Here is a 20,742-nt window from a genome sequence, read left to right on the forward strand (position 1 = left end):
CAGTGGGCTGCATCACACCTAGCAGCTCCCGCGGGCCCCTCTCACACTTCCGGCGCTCGCCACGACCACCGAGAAAAGGCAGGTAGAACACATGGATGCAGCACTGGAAGGTCGAGTCATCGTGGTAACCGGGGGTGCTCGCGGACAAGGACTAGAAGAAGCCGAGCTGATGGCGGCACAGGGAGCGACGGTTGTCGTCACCGATCTTCTCGAGCCCGAAAGAGACCTGCCCAGCGGCGTGACATATCGGCACATGGACGTGACGTCACCCACCGACTGGTCACAGCTGGCGGCCGAGCTCGAGAAGTCCTACGGCTCGATCTTCGGGCTGGTCAACAATGCCGGCATCGTCGGAGCGCGCGGGAAAGCCGGTCGCTTGGAGCACATCTCACTTGAGGACTGGAACAAGCTGCTCGCGGTCAACACCACCGGTCCGTTGCTGGCGATTCAGGCTCTGGCGCCTCTGATGTCTTCCGGTGAGGGGTCGATCGTCAACATCAGCTCGATCGCAGGCGTCGGCGCGCACCTCGCCGCCGGCTACGGCGTGAGCAAGTGGGCGCTGCGCGGACTCTCGCGGATTGCCAGCATGGAGCTGGGCCCCCGCGGTATCCGCGTCAACAGCGTTCTTCCGGGCTACATCCACACCCCCATGCAGAACAACACGCCGCAGCATTTCATCGACGCACACCTCAGCTTGATCCCGCTCGGCCGGGTCGGAGCGCCCGCTGACGTCGCCCCCGTGGTCGCCTTCCTCATGTCCGACGCCGCCTCGTGGATCTCGGGAGTCGACATCCCCGTCGACGGCGGCGCGGTCGGTCACGTCGGTCTGCGCATCATCTCCGACGCGATGACCGCGGCCACCAACGGGGCCTGACCAGCCCGGACCAGCGCCCCATCCCACGCCCCGCGCATCACTGCGGCGGCGCCATGAAACCTGCCCGACTGCCTGTTTGTCGCAGTCGGTGGGGTTTGCCGATCACTTTCGAAGGAGGATGCCCGTGACCTCGAGTGCACGATCCGCACTCGTCGACGACTTCAGTTACCCGACTGGGATCGCAGCGACACCCGACGAGGCGAGCGCGACTGAGGCTGCGCTGCGACAGTTCACCTTGCATCGACTACACGCGTACGGCGTCGAGCTCGGTGACGGGCTGCGGTTGATGGAACTGGCCGCAGAGACCAATGCGTGGAAACGGTCGGCGTTGGCGCTGGCCGATCAGCTCCTGACTCGCGCGGAGGCGCCGCAGGCGCCCAAGACCGCGCTCGGCCAATCGACTCTGTACGCACGCGCATCGTCGCTGCAGCGCGTCAGCCAGGTGATGGACCTCGAAAACACCGCCGAGCGCCGCGCAACGTACCTCGCGGCGGCAGCCAACTTCGCCAAGGCGCGAGAACACGATTCCCGGTACGAGCACGTCGTCATCGACACCGCCGGCGGACCGATGGCAGCGTGGGTCATCACGCCGTCGACGCCGGGCCCCCACCCGGTAGTGCTGGTGCACGGCGGGGTCGACGGATGGTCGATGGACTGGGAAGGTACCGCTCTGCCGCTGGTCGACGAGGGCTTTGTCGCCGTGGTCATCGACGGACCGGGACAAGGTGAAACACGGTTCGTCCACGACCACTACCTGGCGACCGGGTGGCTCGATTCCTACGAGCAGGTCTGCGACTACCTGGTCCTGCGCGCCGGCGGAATGCCGGTCACGGCCGTCGGAAACAGCATGGCTGGTGCCCTCGTCGTTCTCATCGCCTCGCGCTATCCGGTGTTCGCGGCCGTATGCAGCAACGGCCCCGTCCTGTCGATGGCCGCCACGCTGGTGCGTCGCAGCTACGCCCGTAAACTCGGCACCTTCTGCGGCAACGACGTCTCTCCCGAACACGTGCGAGCGGTGTTCGAGTCGATGGAACTGTCGGCCGACCGCATTGACCTCCACTGCCCCTACCTGCTCCTGCAGGGTGACGCCGACCCCATGGTCTCTCTCGAAGACGGCGAGCGACTACTCGAACATGTCGCCTCACCGGACAAACAGATGGCGCTGTTCGAGCGCGGTGAACACGTCATCAACCGCTATCCAGCCGACAAACACCACATCACCCGGACATGGATGCGCGACCGCGTCGACCGCGTCCTGACCACCGCCCACTAGCGCCACCTCAAGGAGAAATCGAGATCATGACCGACCCGAAGACGATGAGCCGCGACCACCTCGTGGCATTGTTGCGCGACGGCGAACCGGCGAGCCTGCTGCTCACCCTGTGCGAGCTGACCAATGACATCGCATTGGCCGACCGATGGGCAGGCCACATCGTCGGCGCCAACCCCTGGGATCACACGTTCCCCGACGATGCCCTCGAAGAAATCCGCGAACGACTGGCAGAGGCCATCGTTTCCAGCGACATCCACGGAACACCCGAACTGTCGCTGGTGGACGCCCTCCTCGACCGGGCCAGGGGTACCGCTCTGCCGGCCGCTGAGCACGCGATGTTGCACAAAGAGATGGGCTTGTCCGACACGGCCGAGGTCGAGTGGTCGGCGGGGCGGCCGGAAGCAGTTGACGATTTCCATGTCGTCGTCATCGGTGCCGGATTGTCCGGGATCGCCGCCGCGCGGCGATTCAAGAGGCTCGGCATCTCCTTCGAGGTCGTGGAGAAGAGCGACAACTGCGGCGGCACGTGGCATCACAACACGTACCCCGGTTGCGGCGTCGACATCGCCAGCCACTATTTCTCCTACTCGTTTGCCCGCAATCCCGAATGGGAGCGGTACTACGCCAAACAACCCGAGATCCTCGCCTACATCCGCCGATGCGTCGAACTCGAGGGGCTCACGGACTTCATCAGTTACAACACCGAGGTACTCGCTGCCGAGTGGCACGAACAGGAGGGCGTGTGGCTGGTGACCACCCGCACTGCCGACGGACAAGCTCGCGAGATCCGCGCCAACGTCGTCGTCAGTGCCGCCGGCCTGCTGCACCGTCCCAGCATCCCGGACCTACCGGGGCTGGCCGACTTCGAAGGACCGGCTTTCCACGCCGCCGAATGGGACCACTCGGTGGCGGTGGACGGCAAGCGGGTGGCGCTGATCGGCACCGGGGCCAGTGGCAATCAGATCGGTCCGGCACTGGCCCCGGTCGTCGACAAGCTCACCGTTTTCCAGCGCAGTGCTCAGTGGAACGTCGGCGTCAACAACTACAGCCACAATGTCACCGACGGCGAAAAGTGGTTGCTGGCGAATGTGCCGGCCTACGAACGATGGTTCCGGGCACGCACCCTCCTGTCGCAGAACGACGTCATGCGCCCAGCTCAGACGGTCGATCCGAATTGGCGCAGCGACGACGGTTCGATCAGCGCGGAGAACGCACGCATGCGTGAGGTGCTCACCCAGTACATCGTGGACGAACTCGGGGACCGCCAGGATCTGCTGCCCAAGGTACTGCCGGACTATCCGCCCTTCACCAAACGCATGCTGCGTGACAACGGCTGGTACCGCATGCTTCGCCGCGACAACGTTGAACTGGTCAACTGCCGCACTCCCCGCTTCGAATCCGATGCCGTCATCGACGACGACGGCCAGCGCCACCCCATCGACATCGCCGTGTTCGCCACAGGGTTCGAAGCATCCAAGATGCTGGCCTCCTACTCGATCTACGGCCGCGACGGACGGTCGATACGCGAGGTCTGGGGGGATGACGATCCGCGCGCCTACCTCGGCATGGCAGTGCCGGGATTCCCGAACTTCCTCATCATGTACGGGCCCAACACCAACATCGGCACCGGGGGAAGCATCTTCTTCCAAGCCGAAAACTGGTCGCGCTACATTGCTGACGTCGTGACGACCATGCTCGAGCATGATGCCGGCGTGATCGAAGTGAACCACGAGGCCTTCGAGGAATACAACGAAGCTCTCGACCAGCGACTCGGTGAGATGGTCTGGTCGGTCTCGTCAGGCGGCACCTGGTACCGCAACAGCGCCGGCCGAGTCACCACCAACATGCCGTGGACCTCGTTCGAGTACTGGGCCATGACTCAGGAGGTGAACCTCGACCACTTCACTCTCACGAGCAACTCCACGTCCCCACAAGCCACCTCGGCCCGATAACATGGCCACCAGAATCGAAGGTTGATCGGCATGCCCCTTGAAGTCGGCGCGCAAGCCGCCCCCATCGCCGCCGCCCCTGCGGTGCCTCGCTCCACCGGACGAGCCTGGGCAGTGACAGCCATGCTTGTCGCACTCGCCCTGGTCAACTGGGCAGACAAGGCAGTTCTCGGCCTCGTCGCCGTCCCGCTCATGGAAGATCTCAACATCAACGCGAGCCAGTACGGCTTGCTCGCCAGCTCGATCTACTTCCTGTTCTCACTCTCTGCGGTCGTAGCCGGCTTCCTGGCCAACAAACGCAGCATGAAATGGCTGCTGTTCATCATGGTCGCGATCTGGTCGATCAGCCAATTCTCCATCTGGCTGGCACCCGGGTTCCTCGTCATCCTGCTTTCACGCATCATCCTCGGCCTCGGCGAGGGCCCCTCCGCCGGATTGTCGTTCCACACAGCCACCCAGTGGTTTCGCGACCACGAGCGCACCATGCCTATCGCCCTGCAGAACGTGGGGGCGTTCGGTGGCATCGCGGTCGCAGCCCCCGTGCTTACTTGGATCATCAGCAATCACGACTGGCACTGGGCATTCTTCGCCGTCGGTGTCGCCGGTTTGGTGTGGATGGCGATCTGGTACTTCGTCGGCAAGGACGGACCCTACACCGGCGGCGCCAAGAGTGCCGAACTGAGCGGATCCATCTTCGACGGCGGCGGACGCGTCCCCTATCGCACACTCTTGTTGAGTCGCACCTACATCGGCACCGTGTGCGTCGGATTCGCCGCCTATTGGGCACTCGCGATCGTCTCCGCGTGGCTGCCGGCCTTCCTCCGCCAAGCCCAGGGCTACTCCGCGCAAGGCGCTTCGACCATCGTCATGGCGGTCTCGCTCACTGCGATCTTCTTCCTCCTAAGCCAAGCGTTCGTCACACGCAAACTCATGGAGAACGGTGTCAGCAGTAAGGTCGCACGAGGCTACATGGCCGCGGGCAGCGTCACCCTCGCCGGCGTCTTCGTCATCATCAGCACACAGATGGCTCCAGGAGCTGTGCAGATCGTCGCTCTGTGCATCGGTTTCGGACTCGGACTGGTCACCTTCACCACCGGAGCCACGCTGCTCTCCGAATTCCTGCCGGTTCTGCAGCGAGGGGCAGCTCTAGGCATCTACGTAGCAATCATCACTTCCGCAGGCGTCGTCTGCCCCACCGTGTTCGGATGGATCGTCGACGCCGCCGGAGGCGGACAAGGCTACACTCAAGCCTTCATCGTGTCTGGCATCCTCGTCCTGCTAGGCGGATTGGCCGGCTTCCTCTTGATCGACCCAGGACGCGAAGCCAAGCAACTCGGCAAACTGCTTACGGCGGACTCGGCATCGAAGATCGCCTAGATGCCCCCGACCGGGACGTTGATGGCGCGCGTGTCGGCGTGATGTGAACAGAAACCTCCGAGTGGAGTGTGCCTCATCGAAGGCCCACATCCGCTCGGAGGTTCTCACGCCCGCCGCACGGTGCCCGCACGCACCCCCTCTCGCGGCAGGGTGCTCATCATTGAGCGCTGTCGCCACCGCGGATCCAAGGCTCAAATCGCCAGTGCAATCGGCACTCCACTTGCGACACCGAACGGACCGCAGCTCTTGCGTCCCGGCTCGAGCACTACAACACTCGACGTGGCCATAGTGCACTCGGAGGGTTTCCCGGCGGTCAGCCGCCTGACACCAACCCGAGACCGGGCCCACCCTTACGCGCTAGAGCGTCGATAGGCGAGGGGGCTTACCGCTCCGAGATGAAATGTCCCAGCTCCGCCATTTGCTCTTCGCTCAACTGCATGCCACGCGCCAGCGTCTCCTTGAAGAACATCCACCCGAAATTGAGACATACTTCCCGGACGATATGAGATTTGGCCTCGAACTCCGACACTTCCGGATGATGTTTGAGGATCTCCTTCAGCTCGTGATTCATCACCGGATACGTCCACCCCAACGATGTGTACGATGCACCACCGTCCGCGGAAAAGTTGGCGGCCGCCCTCCACCACAACTCGTGACCTTCGAAGGGCAACCGAGGTAGGGCTATTGCGCGGTCAACCGTAGCGTCACGATACGCAATGTAGTCTGCCGTCAGTTCCTGCATCGCCGTCAGAAACAGCGCGTCCTTCGACTCGAAATAATGATAAATCAGTCCATAGTGGACGCCGGATTCCTTTGCAATCTGCTTGCCAGTAATCGCACTCGGCGGGCGCTGGGCTAGCAAACGCTGAGCACCCCGGATGAGTGCAGTCCGCGAATCCGTGTCGCCAGCCCCCTCAGTCGCGAGAGACTTCTTCGAACCTGTCACTCCTCAACTCTATCGTCCGCCCCGGTGCCTGCCCGGAGAGCTCTGCGCGTCATGATGACCACAATACGCCCACTCGGGCCTATTGCGCACCCGACTGGGTGTAATCTGGACGCGTGACGGTTCGCGGATTGTCCATCGCAGAGTTCGCAGCGCGAGTCAATTGCTCGGTGAACACCATCAAGAGCTACCGCGCGAAGGGGATGCTTCCGCCAGCCGATGTTCGTATCGGGGCAATCGACGGATGGCTACCCGAAACGGTCGACAACTGGCTTCTGCACCGTCCCGGCCGCGGAAATCGCTACTACGCACGCGCAAACTCGTCAGCCACGACTTCGACGACACATCCGCCAGCATCGGCGGCACCCTGGCCGCCCATGCGGTGATCGCGTTGATAGCTCCTCAACGCGAAAAGCAGTCCCGCAAAGCCCTGACCTCGCGGGACAACATCAGACAAGCCAAAGACATGCGGAAGCTGAGGGCGGAGCCGCGCAGGTGCTGCAGGCGGCCGTTGATCGCTTCGGTTGGGCCATTGCTGGTGCCGGGCCGGACGAAGTAGGCCAGTACGTCAGCGGCTCGCTTGCTCAGGGTGCGGCGTAGTCCTCGGGGGATCGATTGCGGGCTGCCGGGGCTTTACGCGATCGTGCACCTGGCTCGGCACGGCGAGATCGCCACGTTCCTGGGCTATCCGACTTACGGCCAGGGCGTGTTCGAGAACCGGTGGGGGTTCCGCTCCACCGTCCCGTTGCTGTCGGCGTTCGTGGTGGTCTGCGCCACCGAGTGTGGTGCCGGGACGCTCGTGTGACGGCAGCGCCGGGCGGGGGCGGCCCCGGCGTTGGGCTGCTGCCGGTCGAGACCCTGTGCTGGGTGGGGGTTCTCCCTGCCCTACGGGGTGCTTGCCGCCGCAGTCCGAACGGCCCTGGTACTGCGGCACCGGTGGCGGGTGCCCGGACGGGCCCGGAAGCCGGCCTGACGCACGCCCGGACTGGTGTCGGCATCGTCTCAGTTCCCGTTACAGCGAGGCCGGCACGGCCGCGCCCCGACCGGCGACGTCGTCCAGTGCGGCGGACTCGTCCGCGAGCGCGGCGCGATCGATCGGCGCGCTCGCGGCCACGAGCCGGCGCACAGTGCGGATGTCCTTCGGACGGCCGAGGGCGATCGCGCCCACGAGGCGGTCGCCGCGCAGCGCGAGCGCCGTGAAGTCCCGGTCCTCGATCGACCCGCGCACCACGTAGTCGTCGTCGTGCCGGGACCAGCCGGCGAACTGCAGGTTGTGCCCGTACTGATTGGTCCAGCTCCAGGGCACCTCCGCGGCTCCGAGCGGCTGCCCGAGTACGGATTTCGCCACGGCAACGCCCTGCGCCCGGGCGCTGTTCCAGTTCTCCGTGCGGTGCCGGCCGCCGAGCACCGGGTTGGGTTGCTCGGTCACGTCGCCCGCGGCGTACACCCCGGCGGCCGAGGTGCGGTAGGACTCGTCGACGACGATGCCGTCACCGACGGTGAGCCCGGCCGCCCGGGCAAGCGCGGTGTCCGGCACCGAACCCACCGCAACGAGAGCGGAGCCCGCCGTCCAGGCGCGCCCGTCCTCCGCGACGGCGTGCACCCCGTCGTCGCTCCCGGCGAGGGAGCGCAGCGCGACGCCGGTATGGACGGGCACGTCGTGTTCGGCATGCAGACCGACGTACATCCGGGCCACCGCGGGCGGGACGATGCGGGCGAGCGGCGACGGCGCGCTCTCGAGCACCGTGATCTCGGCTCCCAATTCCCTTGCGGTGGAAGCGACCTCGCAGCCGATCAGGCCGGCTCCGACGACGAGGAGCGATCGGTGCGCCGCGATCGCGGCCCGCAGCGGCGCGACGTTCTCCGCCGTGCGCAGGCTCAGCACCCTGTCCCCGGCGTCGTGCTCGAGGTGGCGGGCGCGGGCGCCCGTCGCCAGGATCACCGCGTCGTAGTCGACGATCTCGTTGTCCCACAGCCGGAGCCGGTGACGTTCCGGGTCGAGTTCGACGACCCGGGTCTCGGTGCGCAGTTCGATGTCGTGATCGGTCCAGTAGCCGGCCGGTTCGAGTTGCGCCTTCTCGTCGGTGATGCTGCCGGCGAGCAGGTCTTTCGAGAGCACCGGCCGCCGGTACGGCAGTGCGGCCTCCTCGCCGATCAGCACGACGCGGCCGGCGAAGCCTTCCTTGCGCAGGGTCTGTGCGGCGGTCGCGCCGGCCACCCCGGTGCCGACGACGACGATCGTCTCGGTCACGTCCGGCTGACCTCGACCATCTCGAAGTCGGACTTGGCGGCGCCGCAGTCCGGGCAGGACCAGTCGTCGGGGATGTCGTCCCAGCGGGTGCCGGGCTCGATGCCGTCCTCGGGCCAGCCCTCGGCCTCGTCGTACTCGAATCCGCACTGCAGGCAACGGAACAACTTGTAGTCGGTGGTCATCTCAGCGTCCTTCGAAGTCGATCTTCTCGCGAACCCCGCAGTCGGGGCAGCACCAGTCGTCGGGAATCGCGTCCCAGGGGGTGCCGGCGGGGAAACCCTCGCGCGGCGCGCCGGCGGTCTCGTCGTAGACGTAGTTGCACACCGGGCATTCGTAGGCGGCCATCACCGTGCCCCGTACTGCGCGAGAACCTTGTCGCGCTTGCTCGGCTGGATGTTGGCTCGGGTGAGGTCGCCGTCGTAGTGCTCGACGACGCGGTGGTCCATGACCTTGCGCCACAGCGGCGGGATGTAGGCGAGGCCGATCATGCTCGCGTAGCCGCTGGGCAGGTTGGGGGCGCCGTCCATGCTCCGCAGGGTCTGGTAGCGGCGCGTCGGGTTGGCGTGGTGATCGCTGTGCCGCTGCAGGTGGTACAGGAAGATGTTGGTGACGATGTGGTCGGAGTTCCAGCTGTGCGCGGGGGTGCAGCGCTCGTACCGGCCCGAGGCCGTCTTCTGCCGCAGCAGTCCGTAGTGCTCGAGGTAGTTCACCGTCTCGAGCAGGGAGAAACCGTAGACGGCCTGCAGGATCAGGAACGGCACGATGACCGGGCCGAACACCGCGACGAGCACGCCGAACAGAACCACCGACATCGCCCACGCGTTGAGGACGTCGTTGCGCAGGGTCCACGGGCTCTTGCCGAGCCGCTGCAGGCGGGTCTTCTCGAGCTCCCACGACGACTTCAGGCTGCCCCACACGCTGCGCGGCAGGAACGCCCAGAACGATTCGCCGAAACGGGCGGAGGCCGGGTCCTCCGGGGTGGAGACCCGCACGTGGTGGCCGCGGTTGTGCTCGATGTAGAAGTGGCCGTAGCCGGTCTGGGCCAGGGTGATCTTCGACAGCCACCGTTCGAGGTCGTCCTTCTTGTGGCCGAGCTCGTGGGCGGTGTTGATCCCGACGCCGCCCATCACGCCGACGCTGAACGCCAGGCCGATCTTCGAGACCAGCCCCAGGCCGCCGTCGATCCCCAGCCAGGACAGGTCCGTGGCCGACCACAGGTAGCAGGCGAAGACGAGGCTGGCCAGCTGGAACGGGATGTAGGCGTAGGTGCAGTACCGGTAGTACTTGTCGTTCTCGAGCATCTCCATCACCTCGTCGGGCGGGTTCTGCCCGTCGGGGCCGAAGAACCGGTCGAGGATCGGCAGCAGCACGTACACCAGGAGCGGCCCGATCCACCACCACACCGGCGCGACCGCGGTCCAGCCGAGCTGGCCGAATCCCCAGACCAGGGCGGTCGCGAGGAAGATCGCCGTGGGCGGAATCAGCCCCATGAGCCACAAATACCGCTTGCGATCGCGCCACTGTTCCACCGGCGTGTGCGCGTGCCGGCCGATGTCCGACGTCGTCACCGTTCGACCTCCCTGTCCCCGTGATGCTCGGAGGAGCCGGTATGAGCCAGCTCACTGTCTCTTGGACAGTACAACAGTTCGGGTCCGCTCGGTAGACAAAGATAAAAATTTGTACACGACGGCAGTCCGCGACGGAGAAGCCTTCCCGTGCGAGGGACGCCAGAGTCAGCTACGCCGTGCGTGTTTTCGGTAGTCGGTACTACCGAAAACACGCACGGCGGTGGTGGTGCGAGTGCGGCGCAGCGGCTCTCAGCGCAGGGTGGCGGTGAGGTGCGGGTAGCCCTTCTTCGGGTTGCGCAGCGCCAGGTCCCAGCCGTCGGCGGCGCGCTCGGCGTACAGATTCACGGTCGCGGGCAACAGGACCGGCTTGCCGAACCGCACCGAGTACGTCGCGTGCGACGGGATGCGGCCCTCCACTGCCCGCAGCGCAGCGGCCGCGCTCCACATGCCGTGCGCGATGGTCCTCGGGAACCCGAACGCCTTGGCGCCGAGCCGCGAGACGTGGATCGGGTTGCGGTCGCCCGAGATCGAGGCGTAGCGGTCGATCGTCTTCTGGTCCACCCGCAACGTCGACGTCGGCACGGGGGGAATCTCTTCGGCCTTCGGTTCGGGCTTCGGCTGATCCGACAACGAGGTGCGCTGCTGGTGCAGGAACGACGACGTCTGCCGCCACACCGGCTCCCGGCCGACGCTGATCTCGCTCACCAGGTCGACGAGCAGCCCCTTGCGGTGCTCCCGCAGGTTCTCGGCGTGGATCTTCAGATCCAGCGGCTCGGTCACCGACACGGGCCGCAACTGCTCGATCACGTTCTCGGCGTGGACGGAACCGACAGCGGGGAAGGGGAAGCCCTTCGACACCATCAGCTTCATCACGAGGGGAAACGTCAGGGTGAACGGATACGTCAGTGGCAGCGTGTCACCGAAGCGCAGCCCGCACACCTTCGTGTACCCGGCCAGGTTGTCCGGGTCCACGCGCAGGCCGCGCAGCACGAGGGTGTCGTCGGGCAGGCTGTCGCCGGAGGCGCCCACGACCGGCAGCGCCGAGAGCACCGCCCGGGAGTAGACGTCGAGAGTCGAAGGCCGCGAGGAAAGTTCGACGACAGCCATCATGCCCCCAGCATGGACTGGCCGCACACGCGCACGACCTGGCCGGTGACCGCGCTCGAGGCGGGGTTGGCGAACCAGGCGACGGTCTCGGCGACGTCGACGGTCTGCCCGCCCTGCTGCAGCGAGCTCATCAACCGGCCGGCCTCGCGGGTGGCCACCGGGATGGCCGCGGTCATGGCCGTCTCGATGAAGCCGGGTGCGACGGCGTTGACGGTGATGTTCTTCGCGGCCAGCACGGGCGCGGTCGCCTGCACCATGCCGATGACGCCCGCCTTGGACGCGCCGTAGTTGGTCTGGCCGCGGTTGCCGGCGATGCCGGCGATCGACGACACGTCGACCACCCGGCCGCCCTCCTTCAGTGCGCCCCGCTCGACCAGTTTCTCGGTGATCTTCTGGGGGGCGAGCAGATTCACGGCCATGACGGCATTCCACCGCGCGGCGTCCATGTTGGCGAGCAGCTTGTCGCGGGTGATCCCGGCGTTGTGGACGATGACGTCGGCGCCGCCGTGCCGCTCGAGCAGGTACTCGGCGAGCTTGTCGCCCGCGTCCGGGGCGGTGACGTCCAGCGCGAGGGAGACGCCGCCCACCTTGTTCGCCGTCTGCGACAGGGCGTCGCCGGCCGCCGGCACGTCCGCGCAGACGACATGCGCTCCGTCGCGGGCGAGTACCTCGGCGATCGTGGCACCGATGCCGCGGGCGGCGCCGGTCACGACGGCAACCTTCCCGGCGAGCGGACGCTCCCACGATTCGGGCGCCGTCGCGTCGCCGGCTCCGACGCGGATCACCTGACCGGAGACGAACGCGGACTTCGCGGACAGCAGGAAACGCAGCGTGGATTCGAGGCCGGAGAGCCCGGTGGCGGCGTCGGGGGAGACGTACACCAGCTGCGCGGTGGCACCGCGGCGCAGTTCCTTGCCGACGCTGCGGGTGAAGCCCTCGAGTGCCCGCTGGGCGATGCGCTCGTCCACGGAGGAGGCCTCTTCCGGGGTGGTGCCGAGCACGACGACGCGTCCGCTCGGCCCGAGGCCCTTGATCGCGGGCTGGAAGAAGGTGAACAGCTGTTCGAGACCGGCGACGTCCGTGATGCCGGTGGCATCGAAGACGAGCGCGCCGTATTCGGTGTCGGCGGGGTCGGCGAAGGGGTAGTCGGACAGCAGCGTGCGGATCGGTTCGACGAGGCGGCCGTTGCCCCCGACGAGCAGCGGGCCGGCCAGCGGAGGCTGCCCCGGCTCGTACCGGCGCAGCTTCTCCGGCTGCGGCAGGCCGAACTGCTTGGCGAGGAATGCTCCGGGTGCGGACCCGATCAACTGGGCGTAGAGGCCGGGGGCGTTCTTGGTTTCAGCCACGATTCCACCTTCTCTGGTTCGGACGTCGGTATTGTCGGGAGGGGCCGACGATGTGGTGTCGACAATGAACTTACTCGCGAGTAAGAATAGTAGCGAGAGCCAGTACTCACCGCCATCATCCACCAGCATCCCGGGAGACGTCAGTGACCACCACCGCCCGTTCCACACAGCTGCGCCGTGTCGCAATCCTCGGCGGCAACCGGATCCCGTTCGCCCGCTCGGACCGCACGTACGCCCGCGCCTCGAACCAGGACATGTTCACCGCCACGCTCGACGGCCTGGTGAGCCGGTTCAATCTCCAGGGTGAGCGGCTCGGTGCCGTCGTCGGTGGGGCCGTCCTCAAGCACAGTCGCGACTTCAACCTGATCCGCGAGTGCGTGCTCGGCAGTGCGCTGAACCCCCACACCCCCGCCTGGGACCTGCAGCAGGCCTGCGGCACCGGTCTGCAGTCGGCGATCTCCGTCGGGGACGCCATCGCCGCCGGCCGCATCGAGGTCGGCATCGGCGGCGGTGTGGACACCACCTCCGACGCTCCCATCGGCGTCAACGACGAACTGCGCGAGTTCCTGCTCTCCCTCAACCGGGCCCGTTCGACCGGCGACCGCATCAAGCTGCTCGGCCAGGTCCGGCCGTCGATGCTCGGCATCGAGATCCCCCGCAACGGCGAGGCCCGCACGGGGCTGTCCATGGGGGAACACGCGGCGATCACCACCAAGGAGTTCGGCATCTCCCGCGAGGCGCAGGACGAGCTGGCCGCCGCGAGCCACCGCAACATGGCCGCCGCGTACGACCGTGGTTTCTTCGACGATCTCGTCACCCCCTTCCTGGGACTCACCCGCGACGACAACCTGCGTCCGGACTCGACCGTCGAGAAGCTCTCCGGCCTGAAGCCGGTGTTCGGCGTGAAACTCGGCGACGCCACCATGACCGCGGGCAATTCGACCCCGCTCACCGACGGTGCGTCGGCAGCGCTGCTGTCCTCGGAGGAGTGGGCCGCGGAGCGCCGGCTCCCCGTGCTGGCCTACCTCGTGGACTCGGAAACCGCGGCCGTCGACTACGTCCACGGTGGTGACGGCCTGCTCATGGCCCCCACCTACGCGATCCCGCGGCTGTTGCGCCGCAACGGCCTGACCCTGCAGGACTTCGACTTCTACGAGATCCACGAGGCGTTCGCGTCCGTCGTGCTGGCCACGCTCCAGGCGTTCGAGTCCGAGGAGTACTGCAAGGGCCGGCTCGGCCTGGACGCTCCGCTCGGATCCATCGATCGCACCAAGCTCAACGTCAACGGCTCGTCGCTGGCGGCCGGGCACCCGTTCGCCGCGACCGGCGGACGCATTCTCGCGTCCCTGGCGAAGATGCTGCATGAGAAGAAGCAGGAGACCGGTAAGCCCGTGCGGGGACTCATCTCCATCTGCGCCGCAGGTGGACAGGGTGTGACCGCCATTCTCGAGGCCTGAGTCCCGCGTCCCGCGGTCCCGTCCGGAAAAAAATTTCGGAGATTTGTAACGCCCCGGCGGGACCGCCGATAAACCAGTCGACCTCGCGCTGCTGCTTGACCCCCGACCTGGCGGCAGCGCGAGGTCTTTCGCTTCTCCGCGGGCGCTCCGGCTGCCCGTCCGATCGGGAGCCCCGGGATCCGACATTAGGCTGGATACCGAGTGGTGCGCCCGATCCGGGGCGCACCCCGGTGAAAGGACACGGGTGAGCGGCAAGAACGGGACGAACGACCCCGAGGGCGGCCAGGACGACGTTCGACCGGTTGTCCCCGAACCGGAGGCGGCCCGGGACGCTGCCGGTGACCGGTCGGAGGCCGTCCCCGTGGAAAGCCCCGGCCGCGCCCCGCAGTCCGTCGCCGACGACGCTGCGCCCGAGCACAGCCCGGACGCCGAGCCGGCGCCGCCGGCGGAGGTACCGCCCTGGGAGGCGCCCACGGCCGTGCTGCCCGTCGTCGGGCCGGCGACGGGCAGCACCGCCGCCGACGGGCCGGGGACGGACCGCACCGACGCCGAAGGGCCGGCGACGGACCGCACCGACGCCGAGACCGAGGTCCTCCCCACCCTGTCGGACGACGCCTCCCGCGAGCCTGCCGTCGCGAGGGACGCGACCGCCCACTCGGCGACCCCGTCGGAGGGACCGGACACCCCGCCGCCCGCCGGACCCCCGCCCGCCGGACCCCCACCCCCGGGACCCCCGCCCGCCGGGCCCTCACCCGAGGAGCCGGCGCCGACCGGACCCGGAGGCGACGGCGGTCCGCCCTGGCGCCGCATCGCCCTCGTCGCCGGTGGGGTGTTCGCCGTGCTCGCGGCCCTCTACGTCGGTGACCTCGTCGTCTCCTCGGGCAACGTTCCGCGCGGTGTCACCGTTGCCGGCATCGACATCGGCGGACGGTCGGTCCCGGAGGCCGAACAGATCCTGCGGACCGAACTCGGGCCGCGCACCGAGGAGCCCGTCACCGTCACCGCGGGCGATGTGACCGCACAGATCGTGCCGGCGCAGGCCGGTCTGGACGTCGACTGGGAGCACACCCTCGACCGCATCGGATCGCAGCCGCTCGATCCGATCACCCGCGTGACGTCGTTCTTCGGTGGTGGCGACGAGATCGGTGTCGTGTCGACCCGCGACGACGCCGCGTTGGCGGCCGCGATCGGCGGCGTGCGCGCGGTCGCCGACCGCCCGCCCCGCGAGGGCAACCTCGTGTTCGACGGGGCGACGCCGGTGCCGGTGGCGCCGCTGCCCGGGCAGACTCTCGATGTGGAGGCCGCCGCCGACCTGTTCGCCGAGCGATGGGCGTTCGGCGACGTCGAGTTCCCGGTCGAGACGGTCGACGTGACGGTCACGCCCGAGGGGCTCGAGCGCGCACTGCGGGAGGTCGCGGACCCGGCCGTCGCCGGCGACGTCACGGTGCGCGGACGGGACGGGGCCGTCGCGACCCTGCCCAGCGACCGGATCGGCGCGGTGCTGACCTTCGTGCCGGACGGCAACGGGGGCCTGACCCCGCAGTACGGGATCGACGCCGCGACCGAGATCCTCCGGCCGCAACTGGCGGCGACCGAGGTCGAACCGAAGGATGCCCGGATCGTGATCGAAGGCGGCGGCCCGACGGTGATCCCGTCGGTCGCCGGCGAGCTCGTCGACTGGCCGGTGAGTCTCGAATCCCTGCCACAACTGCTGGCCGCGCCGGGCGAGCGGGTGACCGACGCCGTGTACAAGCCGGCCGAGCCTGCGCTGACCACGGAAGCCGCCGAGAAGCTGGGCATCCGCGAGGTGATCGGTGAGTTCACCACCGGGGGCTTCGAGTACGCCTCGGGCGTGAACATCCGCCTGGCGGCGTCGGAGATCAACGGTGCCCTGGTGAAGCCGGGGGAGACGTTCTCGCTCAACGGCTACACGGGCCCGCGCGGCGCGGCACAGGGGTATGTCGAGTCCGGGATCATCAACAACGGGCGCCCGTCCAAGGCTGTGGGTGGCGGCATCAGCCAGCTCGCGACCACCCTGTACAACGCGACGTACTTCGCCGGTATGGAGGACGTCGAGCACACCGAGCACAGCTACTACATCTCGCGGTACCCGGCGGCCCGGGAGGCGACGGTCTACGAGGGCGCGATCGACCTGAAGTTCCGCAATCCCTCCGACACCGGAGTGCTGATCCAGGCGATCGGCACGTCGTCGGACATCACGGTGCGGATCTGGGGCACCAAGACCGTCGACGTCGAGTCCGTGACCGGTTCCCGCACCAACTTCACGGCACCGAACACGATCACCCTTCCGGCCGGGCCCGGGTGCATCCCGTCGAGCGGTGCGCAAGGGTTCACGGTGAGCGACACCCGCATCATCACCGACGCAGCCACCGGCCGGCAGATCTCGAGCACCACCCGCACGGTCCGCTACGACCCGGTGCCGGTGGTGCGCTGCGTCAGCGCCGAGCCGGAGCCCGAGCGGGAGTCGGCACCGGCCGCGCCGTCGCAGCCGGCACCCGGTGAGGCGGAGACGCCCGGCGGTGGCTCGGACGAACCCGCCGGCGCGCGCCCGGCCGGGACGACGACCCCGCAGCCCGCACCGAGCGGCGCGGACGAGGCGGAGGAAGCTCCTGCCGAGACGCCCGCGGCGGCATCGCAGACGCCGGCCGGGACGGAGTAGCCGCGGCAGTAAGTGCACACAGCACTGTGCCCTCCCGTCGCGAGACGGGAGGGCACAGTGTTTCTGTCTACGTACTCGGCTTCTGTCTACCTGTTCGGTTCCGTCCGAGCGCCGGCTCAGAACGCCGCTTCGTCGAGCTCCATGATGTCGAGGTCGACGTTGGCGACGATGCTGCGGACGGCGGTCAGCTCCGGCAGGACGTTCTTGGCGAAGAAGCCGGCGACGGCGACCTTGCCCTCGTAGAACGCCTTGTCCTTGGCGTCCGAGCCGGCGTCGAGGGCCGCGAGGGCGATCTCGGCCTGCTCGAGCAGCCGCCAGCCGATGAGCAGGTCGCCGAAGGCCAGCAGGAACCGCACCGAGCCCAGACCCACCTTGTACAGCTCGGTGGGCTGTTCCTGGGCACCCATGAGGAAGCCGGTCAGGGTGGCGGTCATGGCCTGGACGTCCTCGAGCGCGGTGGCCAGCAGGGCCCGCTCCGACTTGAGGCGCTCGTCGGCGCTGTCGGAGGCGAGGAACTTCTGGATCTGGCCGGTGACGTGCGCCAGGGCGACGCCGCGGTCACGGGCGATCTTGCGGAAGAAGAAGTCCTGCGCCTGGATCGCGGTGGTGCCCTCGTAGAGGGAGTCGATCTTCGCGTCGCGGATGTACTGCTCGATGGGGTAGTCCTGCAGGAAGCCCGAGCCGCCGAACGTCTGCAGCGAGTCCGTCAGGTACTGGTAGGCGCGCTCGGAGCCCACACCCTTGACGATCGGCAGCAGCAGGTCGTTGACGCGGTGCGCCAGCTCGTGGTCGGCACCGGAGATCTGCTCGGCGACGACGTCGTCCTGGTGCGCGGCGGTGTAGAGGTAGACCGCGCGCAGGCCCTCGGCGTAGGCCTTCTGCATGGCCAGCGCGCGCCGCACGTCCGGGTGGTGGGTGATGGTGACCCGGGGAGCGGTCTTGTCGGTCATCTGGGTCAGGTCGGCGCCCTGCACGCGCTCCTTGGCGTAGGCCAGGGCGTTGAGGTAACCGGTCGACAACGTCGCGATGGCCTTGGTGCCCACCATCATGCGGGCGTGCTCGATGACGTCGAACATCTGGGCGATGCCGTTGTGGACCTCACCGACGAGCCAGCCCTTGGCCGGGACGCCGTGGCCGCCGAAGGTGAGCTCGCAGGTGGCGGACGCCTTCAGGCCCATCTTGTGCTCGACGTTGGTGACGAACACGCCGTTGCGCTCACCCATCTCGTTCTTCTCGAAGTCGAAGTGGAACTTCGGGACGAAGAAGAGCGACAGGCCCTTGGTGCCGGGGCCGGCGCCTTCCGGGCGGGCGAGGACGAGGTGGAAGATGTTCTCGAACAGGTCGTCGGAGTCGGCGGAGGTGATGAACCGCTTGACGCCCTCGATGTGCCAGGAGCCGTCGTCCTGCTTGATCGCCTTGGTGCGGCCGGCGCCGACGTCGGAGCCGGCGTCGGGCTCGGTCAGCACCATGGTGGCGCCCCAGCCGCGTTCGACGATGGTCGCGGCCCACTGCTTCTGCTCGTCGGTGCCGTTCGCGTGGAGCACACCGGCGAAGGAGGGGCCGGCGGCGTACATGAAGGCGGCCGGCTGGGCGCCGAGCATCATCTCGTTGACGGCCCAGCTCAGGGCGCGCGGTGCCGGCGTTCCGCCGATCTCCTCCTCGAGGCCCATGGACCAGTAGCCGGCCTCGTACCAGGAGTTGAACGCCTTCTTGAAGCCCTCGGGGAGCGAGACCGAGTGGGTCTCGGGATCGAAGACCGGGGGGGTGCGGTCGGTCTCGGCGAACGACTCCGCCGCGGGGCCCTCGGTGAGGGTCTTCACCTCGGCCAGAATGCCACGAGAGGTCTCCTCGTCGAGGTCGCCGAACTTCCCGGCCTCGAGGAGCGTCTGAATCCTCAGCACCTCGAAGAGGTTGAACTCCAGATCCCGGAGGTTGCTCTTGTAATGGCCCATGTCTGCGCTACTCCCAGTGAGATGGTGCGGTCAAGCTGTGTTCGAGTACCGCCCAAGTTATTACTCGTCGGTAACATCCGCCTATGTTACCCGTCGGGCAACTAACTGCCAAGGGTTGGTTTGCGGGCCACCACCAACGCGTCGATCGCCATTCCTGCGTCCGTTTCCCGCATTCTCCGTTCGGCGGTCCGGATTTCCAGTCTTCCGTCGATTTCCGCGACGACATCTGCTGGGGTGTAGAGGATTTCGGGATCCTGGGGGCCGCCGGCGCCCTCGGTGGGATTGAGCGAATCGTGTCCCAGAAATATGAGGATTCCATCAGGTTTCAGGGCCGCGACCGCATTGTCGATCAATGCCCGTCGCTGTGGTGGAGGGAAATGGAGATAGGCCGAGAGGACGAGATCATAACCAGCGTCGAAAGTGGCCCCGGTCACGTCGGCGCACTCGTACGTCAGGCGTTCGCGTACCCGCCGTGGTGCCTGCGCCGCGATCGCCCGGGCCTTGTCCACCGCCACGCGGGAGAAGTCGAGTCCGGTCACCTCCCAGCCGCGCGTGGCCAGCCAGAGCGAGTGCCGGCCCTCGCCGCAGCCCAGATCCAGGGCGCGGCCGTGCGGCAGCGACGTCGCGAACTCGACGAGCACCGGGTTCGGCGGCACCCCCCACACCGTCTCGCTCTTCGAGTACCGCGCATCCCAGTCCTGTGCGTCCATGGACGCACGGTAGCCCGGACGCCGCGCCGGTCAGGGATGGAGCGTGGTGCGCAGCAGGAGCACGTTGTAGTTCTGGTGCACGGTCGTGAGGAAGTACAGATCCGGGCCCGAGGACCACGGGTGGATGTACGCGCCGTACGCCGTCGGCAGTTCGCGGGTGTCGAGGACGACCTCCGGCGCGCTCCACGGGCCTGTCGGCGACGGTGCCCGGCGCAGCACGACGGAGTTGTGCGCGTCGGTGGTCAGCAGGACGAACTGCCCGAGGTGGTCGTTCCACTGCACCGACAGCTCCGCCGCACCACCCGTCATCACCGGGCGCGCCGCGTTCACGTCGCGGACCCACGCGCCGCCGTCCCAGTACTCGTACGCCGCGAGGTCGAGGATCTGCTGTTCCGGTACCCGCGCCAGGTGCACCGGCCCGCCGCGACCGGGCGGGGTTCCGTACTGATAGACGAACCCGCCGTGCCGGACGAAGGCGCCCATCTGGAAGTTCCGGTTCCCCTCGGCGTTCGGCCGCTCGGTCTGCGGCGCCACCGTCCAGTTCTCCCCGTTGTCGTGGGAGAAGGCCAGCCCGGAGAAGTTGGTCTCCCACGAACCGGCCGGCCCCCAGTTCTTCACCGACATCAGGCTCAGGAACTGGGTGTCGCCGACGGCGATCCCCGCGGTGGGGATCCGGCTGATCTCCAGGAACGGGATCTTCGGGCTCGGGACGAGTTCTTTCGCCTGGCCGAAGAAGTCGCGGGCCGCGCTGTCGAACGTCATCCCGTCGGCGAGGTTGCGGTCCGAGCTGCGGAACAGCGAGCTGCTGCGCCAGGCCCAGATGCTGCCCGACAGCAGATTGGGCAGGCCGAGGCCCGCGGTGTCGCCGAACGCGGTCAGCACCTGGCCGCGTCCGTTGTCCCACATCACGCCCAGGTCGGTGCCCAGGACGTTCAGGTCCTGGGTGCGGTTGGTGCTGAGCATCCCGGTCTGCTGTGCCACCACCTGTGTGCGGCCGCGCAACTCCGGCAGGCCGTTGACCCCGTTGAGGCCCGGGATGGGATTGATCGCGTTCGGGTTCGCCGCGGAGGTGCCCACGAACGGGACCATGGTGACGACCGCACAGGTCAGTACGGTGACCCCGAGCCGGATCGAAGCACGTCGGTAACCCCCATTACGTGTGTGCACGGCCACAGACGGTAACAGGAGGTGACAACCGTCACACGTCCTTCGATGTCCGTCGGCGTGTCCCGGCGGTGCTCGCACGAGGGCCGGG

Annotated in this window: 17 protein-coding genes and 1 pseudogene; 7 read left to right on the top strand and 11 right to left on the bottom strand. The window is 67.7% G+C overall.

Annotated elements, in window-relative coordinates; translation table 11 throughout:
- Positions 1-91 precede the first annotated feature (91 nt).
- The 4 genes from QYS60_RS01030 to QYS60_RS01045 all read left to right on the top strand — a co-directional run bounded on the left by QYS60_RS01030 (position 92) and on the right by QYS60_RS01045 (position 5,473).
- Positions 92-874, top strand: a complete 783-nt coding sequence (locus QYS60_RS01030; RefSeq protein ID WP_371382170.1) for an SDR family NAD(P)-dependent oxidoreductase — start codon at positions 92-94, stop codon at positions 872-874.
- Between the two features lie 124 nt (positions 875-998).
- On the top strand, positions 999-2,147 hold the full coding sequence (locus QYS60_RS01035) for an alpha/beta hydrolase family protein (RefSeq protein ID WP_371382171.1): 1,149 nt from the start codon (positions 999-1,001) through the stop codon (positions 2,145-2,147).
- Positions 2,148-2,173: 26 nt separating this feature from the next.
- The gene (locus QYS60_RS01040) at positions 2,174-4,099 is read left to right on the top strand and encodes an NAD(P)-binding protein (protein WP_371382172.1); all 1,926 of its coding nucleotides are present in this window, start codon (positions 2,174-2,176) and stop codon (positions 4,097-4,099) included.
- Positions 4,100-4,129: 30 nt separating this feature from the next.
- A complete protein-coding gene (locus QYS60_RS01045; protein ID WP_371382173.1) occupies positions 4,130-5,473 on the top strand; it encodes an MFS transporter in 1,344 nt (447 codons plus the stop codon).
- 382 nt (positions 5,474-5,855) lie between these two features.
- On the opposite strand, the gene QYS60_RS01050 is transcribed toward QYS60_RS01045, so the two are convergent.
- A complete protein-coding gene (locus QYS60_RS01050; protein ID WP_003939214.1) occupies positions 5,856-6,419 on the bottom strand; it encodes a TetR/AcrR family transcriptional regulator in 564 nt (187 codons plus the stop codon).
- Between the two features lie 399 nt (positions 6,420-6,818).
- Positions 6,819-7,022: pseudogene (locus tag QYS60_RS01055) on the bottom strand (transposase); the annotation flags it as partial.
- A 37-nt stretch (positions 7,023-7,059) separates the two neighbouring features.
- Here QYS60_RS01055 and QYS60_RS01060 point away from each other — a divergent pair.
- Positions 7,060-7,221 (top strand): hypothetical protein, encoded by a 162-nt coding sequence (locus QYS60_RS01060; protein WP_371382174.1) that lies wholly within the window; start codon positions 7,060-7,062, stop codon positions 7,219-7,221.
- 207 nt (positions 7,222-7,428) lie between these two features.
- Here QYS60_RS01060 and QYS60_RS01065 read toward each other — a convergent pair whose 3' ends face one another.
- From QYS60_RS01065 to QYS60_RS01090, 6 genes are all read right to left on the bottom strand, one after another.
- Positions 7,429-8,667, bottom strand: coding sequence for an NAD(P)/FAD-dependent oxidoreductase (locus QYS60_RS01065; protein WP_371382175.1), 1,239 nt, complete (start codon positions 8,665-8,667; stop codon positions 7,429-7,431).
- The gene (locus QYS60_RS01070; RefSeq protein ID WP_003939212.1) at positions 8,664-8,849 is read right to left on the bottom strand and encodes a rubredoxin; all 186 of its coding nucleotides are present in this window, start codon (positions 8,847-8,849) and stop codon (positions 8,664-8,666) included. The genes QYS60_RS01065 and QYS60_RS01070 overlap by 4 nt, the downstream gene beginning before the upstream one ends.
- Before the next feature lies 1 nt (position 8,850).
- On the bottom strand, positions 8,851-9,012 hold the full coding sequence (locus tag QYS60_RS01075) for a rubredoxin (RefSeq protein ID WP_003939211.1): 162 nt from the start codon (positions 9,010-9,012) through the stop codon (positions 8,851-8,853).
- Positions 9,012-10,235, bottom strand: a complete 1,224-nt coding sequence (locus QYS60_RS01080) for an alkane 1-monooxygenase (RefSeq protein WP_371382176.1) — start codon at positions 10,233-10,235, stop codon at positions 9,012-9,014. Before QYS60_RS01080 ends, QYS60_RS01075 begins: the two co-directional genes overlap by 1 nt.
- A 249-nt stretch (positions 10,236-10,484) precedes the next feature.
- Positions 10,485-11,342 (bottom strand): MaoC family dehydratase, encoded by an 858-nt coding sequence (locus QYS60_RS01085; protein ID WP_371382188.1) that lies wholly within the window; start codon positions 11,340-11,342, stop codon positions 10,485-10,487.
- On the bottom strand, positions 11,342-12,688 hold the full coding sequence (locus tag QYS60_RS01090) for a 3-oxoacyl-ACP reductase (protein WP_003939208.1): 1,347 nt from the start codon (positions 12,686-12,688) through the stop codon (positions 11,342-11,344). The genes QYS60_RS01085 and QYS60_RS01090 overlap by 1 nt, the downstream gene beginning before the upstream one ends.
- Before the next feature lie 143 nt (positions 12,689-12,831).
- On the opposite strand from QYS60_RS01090, the gene QYS60_RS01095 reads away from it, so the two are divergent.
- Together QYS60_RS01095 and QYS60_RS01100 are read left to right on the top strand one after the other, a co-directional pair.
- On the top strand, positions 12,832-14,145 hold the full coding sequence (locus QYS60_RS01095) for an acetyl-CoA C-acetyltransferase (protein WP_371382177.1): 1,314 nt from the start codon (positions 12,832-12,834) through the stop codon (positions 14,143-14,145).
- A 244-nt stretch (positions 14,146-14,389) separates the two neighbouring features.
- A complete protein-coding gene (locus tag QYS60_RS01100; protein WP_371382178.1) occupies positions 14,390-16,825 on the top strand; it encodes a VanW family protein in 2,436 nt (811 codons plus the stop codon).
- Between the two features lie 116 nt (positions 16,826-16,941).
- Here QYS60_RS01100 and QYS60_RS01105 read toward each other — a convergent pair whose 3' ends face one another.
- From QYS60_RS01105 to QYS60_RS01115, 3 genes are all read right to left on the bottom strand, one after another.
- The gene (locus tag QYS60_RS01105) at positions 16,942-18,777 is read right to left on the bottom strand and encodes an acyl-CoA dehydrogenase (RefSeq protein ID WP_054371336.1); all 1,836 of its coding nucleotides are present in this window, start codon (positions 18,775-18,777) and stop codon (positions 16,942-16,944) included.
- A 101-nt stretch (positions 18,778-18,878) separates the two neighbouring features.
- The gene (locus tag QYS60_RS01110; RefSeq protein ID WP_054371335.1) at positions 18,879-19,487 is read right to left on the bottom strand and encodes a bifunctional 2-polyprenyl-6-hydroxyphenol methylase/3-demethylubiquinol 3-O-methyltransferase UbiG; all 609 of its coding nucleotides are present in this window, start codon (positions 19,485-19,487) and stop codon (positions 18,879-18,881) included.
- A 30-nt stretch (positions 19,488-19,517) separates the two neighbouring features.
- Positions 19,518-20,576, bottom strand: coding sequence for a DUF4185 domain-containing protein (locus QYS60_RS01115; RefSeq protein WP_289381322.1), 1,059 nt, complete (start codon positions 20,574-20,576; stop codon positions 19,518-19,520).
- Between the last annotated feature and the right edge of the window lie 166 nt (positions 20,577-20,742).

Source organism: Rhodococcus sp. GXMU-t2271, from assembly GCF_041414735.1.
GTDB classification, from domain to species: domain Bacteria; phylum Actinomycetota; class Actinomycetes; order Mycobacteriales; family Mycobacteriaceae; genus Rhodococcus; species Rhodococcus indonesiensis.